This window comes from Streptomyces sp. NRRL WC-3742 (genome assembly GCF_000720635.1).
GTDB lineage: Bacteria > Actinomycetota > Actinomycetes > Streptomycetales > Streptomycetaceae > Kitasatospora.
Genome location: NZ_JOCF01000001.1, coordinates 1 through 15,447 on the forward strand (window position 1 = coordinate 1; position 15,447 = coordinate 15,447).

At 74.2% G+C, this 15,447-nt stretch carries 11 protein-coding genes; 4 read left to right on the forward strand and 7 right to left on the reverse strand.

Annotation, left to right across the window (positions count from 1 at the left end; translation table 11 throughout):
- Positions 1-160 precede the first annotated feature (160 nt).
- The gene (locus tag IH61_RS42355; protein WP_158844470.1) at positions 161-892 is read left to right on the forward strand and encodes a hypothetical protein; all 732 of its coding nucleotides are present in this window, start codon (positions 161-163) and stop codon (positions 890-892) included.
- Between the two features lie 68 nt (positions 893-960).
- Here the strand turns inward: IH61_RS42355 and sucD are convergent, their stop codons facing one another.
- The 5 genes from sucD to IH61_RS0100030 form a co-directional block, all read right to left on the reverse strand.
- Positions 961-1,845 carry a succinate--CoA ligase subunit alpha gene (gene sucD / locus IH61_RS0100010; RefSeq protein WP_031062867.1) on the reverse strand — a complete coding sequence of 295 codons (885 nt, stop codon included), beginning with the start codon at positions 1,843-1,845 and terminating at the stop codon, positions 961-963.
- Positions 1,846-1,862: 17 nt separating this feature from the next.
- Entirely contained in the window at positions 1,863-3,035 is a 1,173-nt protein-coding gene (gene sucC, locus IH61_RS0100015) for an ADP-forming succinate--CoA ligase subunit beta (RefSeq protein ID WP_031062868.1), read from the reverse strand.
- Between the two features lie 315 nt (positions 3,036-3,350).
- Positions 3,351-4,505, reverse strand: coding sequence for a VWA domain-containing protein (locus tag IH61_RS0100020; protein ID WP_031062871.1), 1,155 nt, complete (start codon positions 4,503-4,505; stop codon positions 3,351-3,353).
- A gap of 67 nt (positions 4,506-4,572) precedes the next feature.
- Positions 4,573-6,963, reverse strand: coding sequence for a DUF5682 family protein (locus IH61_RS0100025; protein WP_031062873.1), 2,391 nt, complete (start codon positions 6,961-6,963; stop codon positions 4,573-4,575).
- Positions 6,960-8,042: an ATP-binding protein gene (locus IH61_RS0100030; protein WP_037971174.1), complete on the reverse strand. Its 1,083-nt coding sequence runs from the start codon at positions 8,040-8,042 to the stop codon at positions 6,960-6,962. The genes IH61_RS0100025 and IH61_RS0100030 overlap by 4 nt, the downstream gene beginning before the upstream one ends.
- Before the next feature lie 157 nt (positions 8,043-8,199).
- Here IH61_RS0100030 and IH61_RS0100035 point away from each other — a divergent pair, with 157 nt between their 5' ends.
- On the forward strand, positions 8,200-9,525 hold the full coding sequence (locus IH61_RS0100035) for an SWIM zinc finger family protein (RefSeq protein ID WP_031062878.1): 1,326 nt from the start codon (positions 8,200-8,202) through the stop codon (positions 9,523-9,525).
- An 11-nt stretch (positions 9,526-9,536) separates the two neighbouring features.
- The gene (locus tag IH61_RS0100040; protein WP_031062881.1) at positions 9,537-11,141 is read left to right on the forward strand and encodes a DUF5691 domain-containing protein; all 1,605 of its coding nucleotides are present in this window, start codon (positions 9,537-9,539) and stop codon (positions 11,139-11,141) included.
- A gap of 72 nt (positions 11,142-11,213) precedes the next feature.
- Here the strand turns inward: IH61_RS0100040 and IH61_RS0100045 are convergent, their stop codons facing one another.
- Positions 11,214-11,618: a cobalamin B12-binding domain-containing protein gene (locus IH61_RS0100045; RefSeq protein ID WP_031062884.1), complete on the reverse strand. Its 405-nt coding sequence runs from the start codon at positions 11,616-11,618 to the stop codon at positions 11,214-11,216.
- A 319-nt stretch (positions 11,619-11,937) separates the two neighbouring features.
- Between IH61_RS0100045 and IH61_RS0100050 the strand changes: the two genes are divergently transcribed.
- Positions 11,938-12,708: a M23 family metallopeptidase gene (locus IH61_RS0100050; RefSeq protein ID WP_051836037.1), complete on the forward strand. Its 771-nt coding sequence runs from the start codon at positions 11,938-11,940 to the stop codon at positions 12,706-12,708.
- A gap of 10 nt (positions 12,709-12,718) precedes the next feature.
- Here IH61_RS0100050 and pcrA read toward each other — a convergent pair whose 3' ends face one another.
- Complete coding sequence (pcrA, locus tag IH61_RS0100055; protein ID WP_031062890.1) at positions 12,719-15,334, reverse strand: DNA helicase PcrA; 2,616 nt, start codon at positions 15,332-15,334, stop codon at positions 12,719-12,721.
- Positions 15,335-15,447: the final 113 nt, after the last annotated feature.

Here is a 15,447-nt window from a genome sequence, read left to right on the forward strand (position 1 = left end):
GGGGCGGATCGGGGTCTCGGGGGATCCGGAGGGGTGGGTGCGGGCGCGGGCGAGTGAGCTGGCGTTGTCGCCGTGGCACCGGGGTGGGCCGAGGCGGGCGCACGTGTGGTCGTGGCCGCGGCGGCGGATCAGGGTGCGGCCGGCGGACGAGGGGCAGGCGGTGCTGCCGGATCACGACCGGCTGACGGACCGGGACCGGGCGCTGTTGAAGGCGCTGAAGCGGTTGTCCCGGCCGCAGCGGCGGGCGCTGGTGCTGCACGACGGGCTGGGACTGCCGGCGGAGGCCGTCGCGGTGGAGGTGGAGTCGACGCTCTCGGCGGCGCAGGCGCGGGTGTGGTCGGCGCGGGTGGCGCTGGCGGGGTGGGTGCCGGATCTGGTGGGGCCGGATCCGGCCGCGCCGGGGTTCGCGGACGGGCTGAGCGGGCTGCTGCACCGGGCGGCGGTGCGCGGGTGTCCGCAGCCGCACCGGGCGGCGGTGCCCGTGCTGCGGGCGCGGCACCGGTTGTCGACGGCGAGCCGGACGGGCGCTGCGGCGCTGCTGACCCTGGCGGTGGGCGGGGCGACGCTGGCGACGCTGGCGGGGATGCGGCCGGCGGTGCTGATGCGGCCGCCGGAGCCGCCCGCGCCGGCGCTGTGCGTGGCGGCGCCGGGGGCGGAGGTGGAGCAGCCGGGGGTGCCGGTCCTTCCGGGTGGCGAGCCGGTGGGCGTGCGGAGTCTGTGGTGCAGTCCGGCGCCGGGGCTGGAGGCGGTGGTGGTGGAGCCGCAGCCGCAGGCGGCGGGCCGGTGGAGGCATCCGCAGGTGGGCGGCCGGGGTGCGGAGGCTCCCCCGCCGGTGGGCCCGGCGGCCTGTCCGGCGTTCGCCGTCCGCCCGTGCACCCACGGGGCGCCGTGACGCGGGAGCGCCCCCGTTCCCCCGGAGAGCCGGGGGGACGGGGGCGCTCGGTGCGCCGCTGACGAGGGTCAGCCGGCGATGATCTCGCGCGCCAGGCGGGCGGTCTCGGACGGCGTCTTGCCGACCTTGACACCGGCGGCCTCGAGGGCCTCCTTCTTGGCCTGGGCGGTGCCCGAGGAGCCGGAGACGATGGCGCCGGCGTGGCCCATGGTCTTGCCCTCGGGGGCGGTGAAGCCCGCGACGTAGCCGACGACCGGCTTGGTGACGTGCTCGGCGATGTAGGCCGCGGCACGCTCCTCGGCGTCGCCGCCGATCTCACCGATCATGACGATGATCTCGGTGTCCGGGTCCTCCTGGAACGCCTTGAGGGCGTCGATGTGGGTGGTGCCGATGATCGGGTCACCGCCGATGCCCACGGCCGAGGAGAAGCCGATGTCGCGCAGCTCGTACATGAGCTGGTAGGTCAGGGTGCCGGACTTCGAGACCAGGCCGATCTTGCCGGAGGTGGTGATGTCGGCCGGGATGATGCCCGCGTTGGACTGGCCGGGGCTGATGAGGCCGGGGCAGTTCGGGCCGATGATCCGGGTCTTGTTGCCCTTGGAGCCGGCGTAGGCCCAGAAGGCGGCAGTGTCGTGCACCGGGACGCCCTCGGTGATGACGATCGCCAGCGGGATCTCGGCGTCGACGGCCTCGACGACGGCGGCCTTGGTGAACGCCGGCGGCACGAAGAGGACGGACACGTCGGCGCCGGTCTTCTCGATGGCCTCGGCGACGGAGCCGAAGACCGGGATCTCGGTGCCGTCGACGTCAACCGTGGTGCCGGCCTTGCGCGGGTTCACGCCGCCGACGATCTGGGTGCCGGAGGCGAGCATGCGGCGGGTGTGCTTCATGCCCTCGGCGCCGGTCATGCCCTGGACGATGACCTTGCTGTCCTTGGTAAGGAAGATAGCCATGGTGTTGAGTCCCTTCCTTACTTGTTGGCCAGCTCGGCGGCGCGGTCAGCGGCGCCGTCCATGGTGTCCACGCGCTGGACCAGCGGGTGGTTGGCGTCGTCGAGGATCTTGCGACCCAGCTCCGCGTTGTTGCCGTCCAGGCGGACGACGAGCGGCTTGGTGACGTTCTCGCCCTTGCTCGCGAGGAGCTCCAGGGCCTGCACGATGCCGTTGGCGACCGCGTCGCACGCGGTGATGCCGCCGAAGACGTTGACGAAGACCGACTTGACGTCGGGGTCGCCCAGGATGATCTCCAGGCCGTTCGCCATGACCTCGGCCGAGGCGCCGCCGCCGATGTCGAGGAAGTTGGCGGGCTTGACGCCGCCGTGGTTCTCGCCGGCGTAGGCGACCACGTCGAGGGTGCTCATGACGAGGCCCGCGCCGTTGCCGATGATGCCGACCTGGCCGTCGAGCTTGACGTAGTTCAGGCCCTTGGCCTTGGCGGCCGCCTCGAGGGGGTTGGCCGCGGCCTTGTCCTCGAGCGCCTCGTGCTCCGGCTGACGGAACTCGGCGTTCTCGTCCAGGGAGACCTTGCCGTCGAGCGCGATGATCTTGCCGTCGCCGGACTTGATCAGCGGGTTGACCTCGACGAGGAGGGCGTCCTCCTTGATGAAGACGGTCCACAGCTTCTGCAGGACGTCGGCCACCTGGTCGGCGATCTCGGCCGGGAACTTCGCCGCGGCGACGATCTCGGCGGCCTTCTCCGGGGTGCAGCCCTCGTTGGCGTCGACCGGGATCTTGGCGAGCGCGTCGGGGTTCTGCTCGGCGACGACCTCGATCTCCACGCCGCCCTCGACGCTGGCCATGGCCAGGAAGGTGCGGTTGGTGCGGTCCAGCAGGAACGAGACGTAGTACTCGTCCTTGATGTCGGCGGTCTGGGCGAGCATCACCTTGTGAACGGTGTGGCCCTTGATGTCCATGCCGAGGATCTCGCCGGCCTTGGCGACGGCGTCGGCCGGGTCGGCGGCGAGCTTCACGCCACCGGCCTTGCCTCGGCCACCCACCTTCACCTGAGCCTTGACGACGGCGCGGCCGCCGAAGCGCTCCGCGATGGCGGCAGCGTCTGCGGCGGTCTCGATGACATCGCCGTCAAGCACGGGCACACCGTGCTTGGCGAAGAGGTCCCTCGCCTGGTACTCGAACAGGTCCACGTGTTTGTCCTTGTTCGTGGTCGCGGATTGTGTCTCTACGAGCGTGCCACGGCAGGATCTTCGCTGCGGGTCGTCGGGGCAGGTGCGGGTACGCAGAGGTACGGCCTTGCGGCCCACACAGCCACGGGCGCACACGTCAATCAACACGCGCGTCACGTCCGTCTGGCAGGTTATCCCCGTGGGACGGGCCAGTTCCGCCCGGGGGCCTCCCCGTCTTGGGTGAGAACCGTCACAGCCGGGCTGGGACACCTTGTCCACCGATCGGATGAATTCACACCTCTGGGTGAACGATCACCGTCCGTCCGTGGCGCCCTCCTATTGCGGCTGCGGGATGGGCCGCTTCTCGATCGCGGCGGCCATGATCTCCGGGAACGCGTCCGGAGTGCAGGCGAAGGCGGGGGCGCCGAGCGAGGCCAGGGCGGCGGCGTGGGCGTGGTCGTACGCGGGCGCCCCTTCGTCGGAGAGCGCGAGCAGGGCGATGAACTGGACCCCGGCCGCCTTCATCGCGGCGACCCGCTTGAGCATGCCGTCGCGGATGCCGCCCTCGTACAGGTCGCTGATCAGGACGACGATCGTCTCGGAGGGGCGGGTGATCCTGGACTGGCAGTAGGCGAGCGCGCGGTTGATGTCGGTGCCGCCGCCGAGCTGGGTGGCGAAGAGGACGTCGACCGGGTCGGTCAGCTGTTCGGTGAGGTCGACCACCGAGGTGTCGAAGACGACGAGCCGGGTGTCCAGGGTGCGCATCGAGGCGAGCACCGCGCCGAAGACGGCGGAGTGGACGACCGAGGGCGCCATCGAGCCGGACTGGTCGATGCAGAGGATGACGTCCTTCTTCACCGCGCGCTGGGCACGGGCGTAGCCGACCAGCCGCTCGGGCACCACGGTGCCGTGCTCGGGCAGGTAGTTCTTGAGGTTGGCCCGGATGGTGCGGTCCCAGTCGATGTCGCGGTGCTTGGGGCGGTTGACCTTGGCGCTGCGGTCGAGGGCGCCGCCGAGGGTGGCCCGCGTACGGTCGGCGAGGCGGCGCTCCAGGTCGGCGACCACCTTGCCGACGACGGCCCGGGCCGTCTCCCGTGTGGTCTCGGGCAGCGCGTGCTTGAGCGAGAGCAGGGTGCCGACCAGGTGGACGTCCGGCTCGACGGCCTCGAGCATCTCCGGCTCCAGCAGCAGCCGGTCCAGGCCGAGGCGGGAGATCGCGTCCTGCTGCATCAGCTGCACGACGGTGGACGGGAAGTACTCGCGGATGTCGCCCAGCCAGCGGGCGACCTGCGGGGCCGAGCCGCCGAGACCGGCGCTGCGCCGGGCGCCCCTGGCGGGGCGGCCCCCCTCCTCGGGGGCCGAGCGGTAGAGGGCGGCGAGGGCGCCGTCCATCGCGGCGTCGCGGCCGCGCAGGGTGCAGCCGGTGCCGTCCGCCTCGCCGCCGAGGACGAGGCGCCAGCGGCGCAGGCGTTCGTCGGTCGTGGTCGCCATCGGGGTCTCCTCGGATCTCTTCGGGTCTCGTCGGGTCTTGTCAGGTCTCGTCGGGTCTCGTCGGTTCTCAGGTGTCGCGGCCGGCGGGCTGGCGGGGAATGACGGGGCGGATGCCGAGCAGCAGGGCCACCACCGGGACGGCGGCGTCGGCGCGGGCCCGGTCGAGCTCGCCGGAGGCGGCGGGTGCCGCCGGGGCCTCGCCGAGCGGGCCAGCGGCGACCCGGGAGCCGATGGTGGTGCGCACCCCGGTCTCCAGGGCGGAGAAGGTGCGGCGCAGCAGCGGCAGGACGTCGGTGAAGACCTCGCCGCCGACGCCCGTCAGCCACTCGTCGAGCAGGGCGAGCAACCGGGGGTCGTGCAGCAGCAGGGCGCCGCCGCCGGTGAGGAAGCCCTCGATCCAACCGGCCGCGTCCACCGGGGAGTTGGCGGCGGACAGGACGAGCCGCAGGCGGCGGGAAGCCTCGTCGGAGTCGAGCCGGCCGTCGTCCAGCAGCAGCCGGACGGCACGGCCGCGCAGCAGGCCGGGGGCGCCGGTGGCCGGGCCCGCGCTGGGCTCGCGGCGGGCGAGGGCGCGCAGGGTGGCGGCCCAGCGGTCCGCGAGCCCGTCGCCGTTCTCCTCGGCCCGTTCCGCGTCCGTCTGCTCCGCGTCCGTCTGCTCCGCGTCCGTCTGCTCCGCGTCCGTCTGCTCCGCGCCGGAGCCCAGCAGGCCGATCGCGCCGTGCACCTCGTCCAGCCGGGCGCGCATCGCGGCGGCGCTCTCGGCGTCCAGCCCGACGCAGGCGCTCGGCAGGCCGACGCAGATCCGGTCGGCCAGGCCCGTGGCCGCCTCGGCCAGGGCGCCGTGGTCGGTGCCGCGCACGTCGCCGTAGCGCAGCGCCCGGACGAGCGCGGGCAGGGCACTCGCCAGGTGGGCGACGTCGGTGTCCAGTGCGGCGCAGTCGGCGAGCACCCGCATCACGGCGGGCAGGGCGGCGGACAGGTGGGCGAGCAGGCAGGTCTCCACCAGGCCCGTCAGCTCGGCGAGTTCGACGGCCGCGCGGGCGGTGCCGACCGCCTTGTTGACGGCCGCCTCCTCGACCGTGGTGCCCCACTGGGCGGCCTCGGCGATCCGCACGGCGAACTCGGGCTGCCAGCACAGCCGCCAGCTCTCCCGGAACGTGCCGGTGGAGTTGACGGAGGAGCGGGCGGGCACGCCCCAGTCGACGCCGAGCAGCCGCAGCCGGTGCAGCAGCCGGGAGCGGGCCGCGTCGGTGTCCTTGCGCAGGTCGAGGTCGAGATCCTTGGGCGCGGCCTCGGGCTTGAGGCGCAGGGTGCGCTGCAGGCGGGTGAGGTCGCGCTGCAGCGGCACCGCCGGTGCGGCGTCCGGGACTTCGCCGAGGGCGTCGCCGATGACCAGGCCGTCGCGGACGAGTTCCAGGGCGACGTCGGAGCCGTCGCAGAGCACCGCGCGCACGGCGTCCAGCGTCTCGGTGAGGCCCGCGAGGGGGCGGCCGCGCACCACCGCGAGGGTCTCGGCGAGGCGGACGGCCTCGATGACGTGGGCGGAGGAGACGGGGTGGTCCTGGGCGCGCAGCAGGTCGGCGGCCCGGGTGAGCCAGCGCGGCACCGGGTCTCCCTCGGTGGCGAACAGGTGGTGGTACCAGCCGGGCGAGGGCACGCCGGCGCCGTAGCCGGAGGACTGGGCGAGGCGGCGGTGCGTCCACGGGACCCAGGTGATGTCCGTCTTCAGCTTCTTCGGCAGCTCGGCGAGCAGCGCCCGGTCATGGGCGACGGTCGGCATGCTCTCCAGCGCGGGGACGTGGAAGGCGCCGCAGACGACGGCGATCCGCCGGTACCCGGCGCGGCGGGCCGCGCGGATCTGCTGGCGCATGTGGGCCTCGCGCCGCAGGTCGCGGCGGGACTCGCCGAGGCCCTCGGCGCGCAGGGCGCCCATGGCCTCGGCGACGGCGGCGAAGGGGGCGAGCGGGTCGGCGGTGGGGGTGCGGTGCTCGACCACGTCCTCCCACCAGCGCTCCGCGTCGTCGTGCCCGGCGGCCTCGGCGAGCAGGGCGAGCGGGTCGGCGGCGGGCTCCTCCCCCGGCTCCTTCCCCGGCTCCTCCCCCGGCGTCTCCTCGGCGGGCGCGAAGCCGTATGCGGCGGGCAGGTCGATGAAACGCACCGGCAGGTCGTGCTCAACGCCGTACCGGATGGCCACCCACTCCGGGGAGAACTCGGCGTACGGCCAGAAGGCGGCCTTCGCCGGGTCGTCCACCGCGTGGGCGAGCAGGGCGACGGGCGGCACGAGGTCCTTCTCGGCGGCGAGGTGGACGATCGCGTCCGCCTCGGGCGGGCCCTCGATCAGCACCGCGTCCGGCCGCCAGTGCGCCAGCGCGGCGGCCACCGCCCTGGCCGAGCCGGGCCCGTGGTGGCGGATCCCCAGCAGGGCGACCTCTGGGCCCGTCTCGGCCCGGCCCGTCATACCGTCACCTCGCGGGCGGCGCGGTAGAAGTCCTTCCAGCCGTCGCGCTCGCGCACCACCCCTTCGACGTACTCGCGCCAGACGGCCCGGTCGGCCACCGGGTCGCGGACGACGGCGCCGAGGATGCCGGCCGTCACGTCGCCGGCGCGCAGCACGCCGTCACCGAAGTGGGTGGCCAGGGCGAGGCCGTTGGTGACCACCGAGATCGCCTCGGCGGTGGACAGGGTGCCGCTGGGGGTCTTGACCTTCGTCCGGCCGTCCACGGTGAGGCCCGCGCGCAGCTCGCGGAAGACGGTGACCACGCGCCTGATCTCCTCGGCGCCGCCCGGCAGTTCGGGCAGGTCGAGGGAGCGGCCGAGCTGGTTGACGCGGCGGGTGACGATGTCGACCTCCTCGTCCAGGGAGGACGGCAGCGGCAGCACCACGGTGTTGAAGCGGCGGCGCAGCGCGCTGGAGAGCTCGTTGACGCCGCGGTCGCGGTCGTTGGCGGTGGCGATCACGTTGAAGCCGCGCACGGCCTGGGTCTCGCCGCCCAACTCCGGTATGGGGAGCGTCTTCTCGGACAGGATGGTGATCAGACTGTCCTGCACGTCGGCGGGGATGCGGGTCAGCTCCTCGACCCGGGCGATCTTGCCGTCCGCCATCGCCCGCATCAGCGGCGAGGGCACCAGGGCGTCCCGGCTGGGGCCGTGGGTGAGCAGCTGGGCGTAGTTCCAGCCGTAGCGGACGGCCTCCTCCGGGGTGCCGGCGGTGCCCTGCACCAGCAGCGTGGAGTCCCCGCTGATCGCCGCGGCCAGGTGCTCCGACACCCAGGTCTTCGCGGTGCCCGGCACGCCGAGCAGCAGCAGCGCGCGGTCCGTGGCCAGGGTGGTGACGGCGACCTCCACGACGCGGCGCGGGCCGATGTACTTGGGGCTGATCGCGGTGCCGTCCGGCAGCTCACCGCCGAGCAGGTAGGTGGCCACGGCCCAGGGTGAGAGCTTCCAGCGCTCGGGGCGGGGGCGGTCGTCCTGGGCGGCCAGCGCGGCCAGTTCACCGGCGAACGCGTCCTCGGCGTGCTGCCGCAGAACGTCGGTCATCTCGGACTCCTTCGGGTCGGCCGGCGGGCATGGGAATGCCCGGGTGATGAGGTCGTCGGGGCTTGTGGGAACCAGCCTGCACCCCGGCACTGACAACGGCCGCGACCACCGGACGGAAGGTCAGCCGCTGTCAGTGGCACCGCCTACGGTCGGTCGCATGGAGGAACGCTGGAGCACCGAACACGTCCTGTCCCTGGCCCCTGACGCCTCGTCGCAGAAGGCGGCGGGCAAGCTCTCCTCGCCCGCGCCGTGGTCCGGCACGGGCACCGACGGCACCGCGCTCTGGGGCGAGTGCAAGGGCAGCGGCAGCACGCCCTACCGCACCGTGATCGAGCTGGCCACGCCCGCGTACCAGTGCAGCTGCCCCAGCCGGAAGTTCCCGTGCAAGCACGCGCTCGGGCTCCTCCTGCTGTGGAGCGGCAGCCCGGAGGCCGTCCCCGCCGCCGAACCGGCCGACTGGGCCGACGACTGGCTGAAGGCCCGCGCCGAACGCGCTGAGAAGAGCGCCGAGAAGAGCGCGGAGAAGCGCGCCTGCGCGGAGCCCGCCGACCCCGAGGCCGCCCGCCGCCGGGCCGCCAGGCGCGGCGCCCGGGTCGCGGCCGGGGCGGCCGAGCTGCGGCTGCGCCTGGCCGACCGGGTCCGCCACGGCCTGGCCGACCAGAGCACCGCCGGCCCCTGGGAGGAGGTCGCCGCCCGCATGGTCGACGCGCAGGCCCCCGGCCTGGCCACCCGCGTCCGGGAGCTGGACGCGCTGCCGCAGGAGCGCCTGCTGGAGGAGTACGCCCTGCTGCACCTGCTGGCCACCGCCGCCACCCGGACGGACGAGCTGCCGCCCGCGCTGGCCGCCACCGTCCGCAGCCGGGTCGGCTACACCCTGGACGCCGCCGAGGTCCTCTCCGGCCCGACCGTACGGGACCGCTGGCTCGTCCTCGGCTCGCGCGACACCTCCGACGAGCGGCTCACCACCCGCCGGGTCTGGCTGCGCGGCGCCAAGACCGGCCGCCCCGCCCTGCTGCTGGCCTTCGGCCGCCCCGGCCAGGCGCCGGACCTCGCCCTGCCCACCGGCCACCTGCTGGAGGCCGAACTCGCCTACCACCCCGGCACCCACCCGCTGCGCGCCGCGCTCGGCACCCGCTACGGCGCGCCCGAGCCGGGCCCGGCCGCCGCGCCCGACGGCCTGACCGTCGCCGAGGCGGTGGCCGGGTACGGCACGGCCGTCGCGGACGACCCGTGGCTGGAGAGCCGGCCGACCGTCCTCGCCGAGGTCGTCCCCGTCCGCACCCCGGACGGCTGGTACCTGACGGACGGCCACCACACCGTGCCCGTCCGCGCCTCGGCCGTCCCGGAGGCGGCGCTGTGGCGGCTGGCCGCCGTCTCCACCGGCCGCCCGCTGACCGTCTTCGGCGAGTACGGCCACCAGGGCTTCGCCCCGGTCACGGCCTGGGCCGCCGACCAGCGGCCGGTCGGCCTCTCGAACCTCTAGGAGCACCGCACATGACCATCACCCAGGACCCGTGGGAGACCCTGCACACCACCGCGCTGCTCGGCACCGACCGCCGCCCGCTCCCGGCCACGGGTCTGCCGCTCGCCGACGCCGTGGACGGCTCCGACCCGGCCACCGCGCTGCTGGAGCTGGCCGCGCTCGCCGCCGTCCGCCGCCGGGCGGGGGCGCTGCCCGTCCCCGCCGCCGAACCGCCCGGCCCGGCCGCGCCCGAGGACGGCCGCCCCGAACTGCCCGCCGCGGCCGCCCGGCGGCTGGCCGTGCTGCTCACCGGCCGCGCCGGCGGCACAGCCGGCACCCTGGCCAACCTGGCCGAGCTGCTGCCGCAGTGGCTCGACGCCGCCCGCGCCCGGGGCCTGCGCCCGCCCGCCGCGCTGATACCCGGCCTGCTCGACGCCGCCCGCGCCCGCAGCGAGCTGCGGCCCGACGCCGTCGCGCTGGCGGGCCCGCCGGGGCGCTGGCTGGCGGAGCAGAACCCGGACTGGCGGTTCGTGCTGCGCACCCCCGCGGAGCCGGGCGGCATCGGCGCACCCACCGCCCCCGCCGAGGACCACCAGCCCTGGCACGAGGGCCTGTTCGCCGAGCGGGTCACCCACCTCACCCAGCTGCGCCGCCGCGATCCGGCCGCCGGTCTGGAGCTGCTGCGCGGCACCTGGGCCACCGAGCGCGCCGAGGACCGGCTGCTGTTCCTGGACGCCCTGCAGGACGGCCTCTCCATCGCCGACGAGCCGTTCCTGGAGGCCGCCCTCGGCGACCGCAGCAAGAACGTCCGCGCCACCGCCGCCGAACTGCTCTCCACCCTGCCCGGCTCCGCCCTGGCCGCCCGGATGGCCGAGCGCGCCCGCGCCGCCGTACGCCTCGCCGAGGCCGGCACCCATCTGCTGGTCACCCCGCCCGCCGAGTGCGACGCGGCCATGCAGCGCGACGGCATCGCGCCCAAGTCCCCCACCGGGCGCGGCGAGCGGGCCTGGTGGTTCGGCGAGCTGGTGGCCGCCGCCCCGCTCTCGACCTGGCCGGAGAACACCGGTCTGACGCCCGAACGGCTGCTCGCCCTGCGGGTGGGCGACAGCATCGACGAGACCAGCAGCAGCTGGGCCGACGACCTGCGGGAGGCGTGGGCGCGCGCCGCCGTCCGCCAGCACGACGCCGAGTGGGCCCGGGCGCTGCTCGGCCCCGCCCCCGCCCCGCCCGCCCGGGGCGCCGGACGGGCCCGCGCCCCGCGCGCCACGGGCGCCCCGGCCAAGCTGCTGGCCGTCCTGCCGCCCGAGGAGCGGGCCGCCTGGACGGCGGCGTTCATCGAGGTCCACGGCCTGGGCGAGGCGTTCCAGCTGCTGGGCTCCTGCACCACGCCGTGGACGCCGCCGCTGTCCACCGCCGTGGTGACGGCCCTGGCCCGGGCCGCCTCCTCCGGCGCGTACCCGTGGAGCCACAGCGGGGTGCTCGGCATGACGGAACGCGCGCTCGCGCCCGAAACGGCCGCCTCCGTCGAGGAGTTGGCATCGGGCGCCGCTCCGGACTCGGCCTGGTCGGAGACCTTCGCCCGGTTGGCCGGCACCCTGCGCTTCCGGGCGGCGATGCTGGCCGAACTGGACGCCTGACACCTCCGGGACGCGACAGCGGGCCGGTCCTCCGTCTCCGGAGGGCCGGCCCGCTGTCGTCTGCCGAGAGCCTCAGCCCGCGCGCAGGTTGGCCTCGACCCAGGCGACCACGTCCCGGGTGGACGTGCCCGGGGTGAAGATGTCCGCGACGCCCATCGCCTTCAGCTCGGCGACGTCCTCGTCCGGGATGATCCCGCCGCAGAACACCTTGATGTCCGCCGCGTCCCGCTCCTTGAGCAGTTCCAGCACCCGGGCGCAGAGCGTCATGTGCGCGCCGGAGAGGATCGACAGCCCGATGCCGTCCGCGTCCTCCTGGATCGCGGTGTCGACGACCTGCTCGGGCGTCTGGTGCAGACCGGTGTAGATGACCTCCATACCGGCGTCGCGCAGGGCGCGGGCGATGACCTTGGCGCCACGGTCGTGGCCGTCGAGCCCCGGCTTGGCGACCACCACACGGATCGGCCCCGACACACTCATCACTGCCTCCTGGACCTCGTCGTCCACCATCCGACCGGACCTCGTGGGCCAGCGGCGCGGTTAACGGCTGATAACCAGCCTGAGGGGAGGTTAGCGCCACCGGGCCCGGTTGGCTCGACCGCCTGCCAAGAGGAGGGCAAAGTCACAGGCCGGAGCCCTTGCTACCGGCGGGTAGGGCTGTCCGTGCGCACCGGACGACCCCCTTGCGACCCCTTGACAACCGGGAATTTTTCCGGGGTGTCGACCTTGCGGCTACAGTCACGGCTGTTTTCCCCTCGCCCGACGACGCGCCCGAGGCCCACCGAGGAGGCAGCCCCCGATGGCTCCCGAAGTAGCCCGCCCGACCCGTGCGGAGCTGCGTGTCGCGGCCCGCGAGCAGTCCCGTGCCCAGCGCCGCGGCGCCGCCAAGGCCGCCACCCGGGCCGCGCTGTTCCGCGTCGCCGTCCCCTCGGTGGCCGCCCTGGGCGTGGCCGGCGCCGCGGCGATCACGGTGGTGCAGCAGGACGGAGGCGTTCCGGCGCAGGCTTCGGCCGCCGACGCCCCGGACCGGACCGCCGCCCGGCAGGCCGCCCAGGCCGCCGCCACCGACGCCCCCGGGCAGGCTTCGCGCGGCGACGCCCGCAAGCCGCTGGCCGGCGCCCAGCCCGCCTCCGACACCACCGCGCAGCCCGCCCCCGCCCAGCCGACCGCGCCGAAGGTGGTCATGCCGGTCGCCAAGCACGGCCTCGGCGAGTTGTTCGGCGCCTCCGGCGAGCACTGGATGCGCAAGCACACCGGCATCGACTTCCCGGTGGACGGCGGCTCCGAGGTCTACGCCGTCACCGACGGCACGATCCGCACCCAGTGGAACCCGTTCTACGGCTACATGTCGATACTCAAGATGTCCGACGGCACCGAAGCCTGGATGTGCCACCTGCGGGCGTACAAGGTCCGTAAGGGGCCGGTGAAGCAGGGCGACGTGATCGCCTTCGTCGGCAGCAGCGGCAACAGCACCGGGCCGCACCTGCACTTCGAGATCCGCCCGGCGGACGGCAGCGGGCCGGTCGACCCGCTGCCGTGGTTCCTCCAGAACGGTCTGGACCCGCGCTGAAGCCGGATGCTCAGAGCTTCTCGACCGGCGCGTAGCGCAGGACGAGCCGCTTGCGCCCGCCCGAGCCGAAGTCCACCTCGACCTGGGCGTTGTCGCCGACGCCCGCCACGCTCACCACCGTGCCCAGCCCGAACGTGTCGTGGGTGACCCGGTCGCCGACGGCGAGCGCGACCACCTCGCGCTCCACGACCTTCCCGCCGCGCCGCACCGACTGCCCCCAGCCCGCCTTCGGCGAGGCCGCCGAGGCCGAGGAGGAGCGCGAACTCCCGCCCCCGGACGAGGACTTGCCCCAGGACGAGCCCGAGGAGAAGCCCCGCTGGACGGGCGCCTGCGCCGCCCCCGTCCGCTTCCAGTCGACCAGCGTGTCCGGGATCTCCTCCAGGAACCGCGAGGCCGGGTTGTACGCCGGCTGCCCCCAGGCGCTGCGCAGCACCGAGCGCGTCAGGTACAGCCGCTCCCGCGCCCGGGTGAGGCCGACGTACGCGAGCCGGCGCTCCTCCTCCAGCTCCTTGACCTGGTTGAGCGCCCGCATGTGCGGGAAGATCCCGTCCTCCATGCCGGTCAGGAAGACGACGGGGAACTCCAGGCCCTTGGCGGTGTGCAGGGTCATCATCGTGATGACGCCCCGCCCCTCCTCGTCCTCGTCCGGGATCTGGTCCGAGTCGGCGACCAGGGCGACCCGCTCCAGGAAGTCCGCCAGCGAGCCGACCGGCGGAGTGCCGTCCTCGCCCGCGTCCGGCCGCTCCCCCGGGTCCTGCTCGTACTCGAGGGCGACGGAGGCCAGCTCCTGGAGGTTCTCCACCCGCGTCTCGTCCTGCGGGTCGGTGGAGGACTGCAGCTCGGCCAGGTACCCGGTCTCCTCCAGGACGGCCTCCAGCACCGCCGCCGGGCCCGCGCCCGACTCGACGACCTGGCGCAGCCCGGCCATCAGCACGTTGAACTTCTTCACGGCGTTGGCCGAGCGCGCGGCCATCCCGTACGCCTCGTCGACACGCAGCAGCGCCTGGGCGAAGGAGATGCGCTCCCGCGCGGCCAGCGCGTCGACCATCGCCTCGGCGCGCTCCCCGATGCCGCGCTTGGGCACGTTGAGGATGCGGCGCAGCGGCACGGTGTCCTCCGGGTTGGAGAGCACCCGCAGGTACGCCAGGACGTCCCGGACCTCCTTGCGCTCGTAGAAGCGCACCCCGCCGACGACCTTGTACGGCAGGCCGACGCGGATGAACACCTCCTCGAAGACGCGGGACTGGGCGTTGGTCCGGTAGAAGATCGCGACGTCGCCGGGCTTGGCCTCGCCCTTGTCGGTGAGCCGGTCGATCTCGTCGGCGATGAACTGGGCCTCGCCGTGCTCGTCGTCCGCGACGTACCCGATGACCTTCTCGCCGTGCTCGCCGGCCGTCCACAGCTTCTTCTCGCGGCGGTTGGCGTTGCGCTCGATGACGGCGTTGGCGGCGCTGAGGATGGTCTGCGTGGAGCGGTAGTTCTGCTCCAGCAGGATCGTGGTCGCGTCGGGGTAGTCCTCCTCGAACTGGAGGATGTTGCGGATGGTCGCGCCGCGGAAGGCGTAGATCGACTGGTCCGCGTCACCGACGACGCACAGCTCGGCCGGGGGCACCTCGGCCAGGCGGCCGGCGGCGGGGTTCACGAAGTCCCCGTCGACGGTGCGCTTGGGTGCGTCGGCCACCGAGCCGCCGGTCAGCTCGCGCACCAGGGTGTACTGGGCGTGGTTGGTGTCCTGGTACTCGTCGACCAGGATGTGCCGGAAGCGGCGCCGGTAGTGCTCGGCGACGTCGGGGAACGCCTGGAGCAGGTTCACCGTGGTCATGATGATGTCGTCGAAGTCCAGCGCGTTGGCCTCGCGCAGGCGCCGCTGGTACAGCGCGTACGCCTCGGCGAGCTTCTTCTCCATCGGGTTGGCGGCCTGGTCGGCGAAGGTCTCCTCGTCGATCAGCTCGTTCTTGAGGTTGCTGACCTTCGCCGTGAAGGACTTCGGCGGGAACTGCTTCGGGTCCAGGTCGAGGTCGCGGCAGACCAGCGACATCAGCCGCTGCGAGTCGGCGGAGTCGTAGATCGAGAAGCTGGAGGTGAAGCCCAGCTGCTTGGACTCGCGGCGCAGGATGCGCACGCAGGCGCTGTGGAAGGTGGACACCCACATCGCCCGGGCGCGGGGGCCGACCAGCGCCTCGACGCGCTCGCGCATCTCCCCGGCGGCCTTGTTGGTGAAGGTGATCGCCAGGATCTCGCCCGGCTGCACCCCGCGCGCGCCCAGCAGGTAGGCGATCCGGTGGGTGAGCACCCGGGTCTTGCCGGAGCCGGCCCCGGCCACGATCAGCAGCGGCGAGCCGGCGTGCAGCACGGCCTCGCGCTGCGGGTCGTTCATGCCCTCCAGCAGCTGCGCCGGGTCGACCACCGTCCGGGCGGAGCCGTTGCGGTACCAGGCGTCCCGCTCGGTCTCGGCGGCGTGGTCCGTCTGGAACAGCCCCTCGGGGATCGACTCCTCGTACGCGTCGTACGGCCGGTCGTCCTCGTACGGCGGCGGCTCCTCGTCCAGGGGCACGGCGGGCTGCTTCGACCCGGCGGCCGGGGCCTCGAAACCGGGGAGCGGAAGGTCGTCAAAGAGGCTATTCATGGCACTGCCGAGTCTATGGCCACCCACCGACAAGCCCGCCCGGCCCCGGGGAGCGGACGGGCTCCGCACTACATCCGTAGTGGCACTACGGATGTAGTACCACTACGGATGCA

What these genes read in the sequence shown, in the direction of transcription:
- sucD (WP_031062867.1), bottom strand. Translation starts at nt 1,845, where the DNA reads ATGGCTATCTTCCTTACCAAGGACAGCAAGGTCATCGTCCAGGGCATG.
- IH61_RS0100020 (WP_031062871.1), bottom strand. Translation starts at nt 4,505, where the DNA reads ATGGCGACCACGACCGACGAACGCCTGCGCCGCTGGCGCCTCGTCCTC.
- IH61_RS0100025 (WP_031062873.1), bottom strand. Translation starts at nt 6,963, where the DNA reads ATGACGGGCCGGGCCGAGACGGGCCCAGAGGTCGCCCTGCTGGGGATC.
- IH61_RS0100030 (WP_037971174.1), bottom strand. Translation starts at nt 8,042, where the DNA reads ATGACCGACGTTCTGCGGCAGCACGCCGAGGACGCGTTCGCCGGTGAA.
- IH61_RS0100035 (WP_031062878.1), top strand. Translation starts at nt 8,200, where the DNA reads ATGGAGGAACGCTGGAGCACCGAACACGTCCTGTCCCTGGCCCCTGAC.
- IH61_RS0100040 (WP_031062881.1), top strand. Translation starts at nt 9,537, where the DNA reads ATGACCATCACCCAGGACCCGTGGGAGACCCTGCACACCACCGCGCTG.
- IH61_RS0100045 (WP_031062884.1), bottom strand. Translation starts at nt 11,618, where the DNA reads ATGAGTGTGTCGGGGCCGATCCGTGTGGTGGTCGCCAAGCCGGGGCTC.
- IH61_RS0100050 (WP_051836037.1), top strand. Translation starts at nt 11,938, where the DNA reads ATGGCTCCCGAAGTAGCCCGCCCGACCCGTGCGGAGCTGCGTGTCGCG.
- pcrA (WP_031062890.1), bottom strand. Translation starts at nt 15,334, where the DNA reads ATGAATAGCCTCTTTGACGACCTTCCGCTCCCCGGTTTCGAGGCCCCG.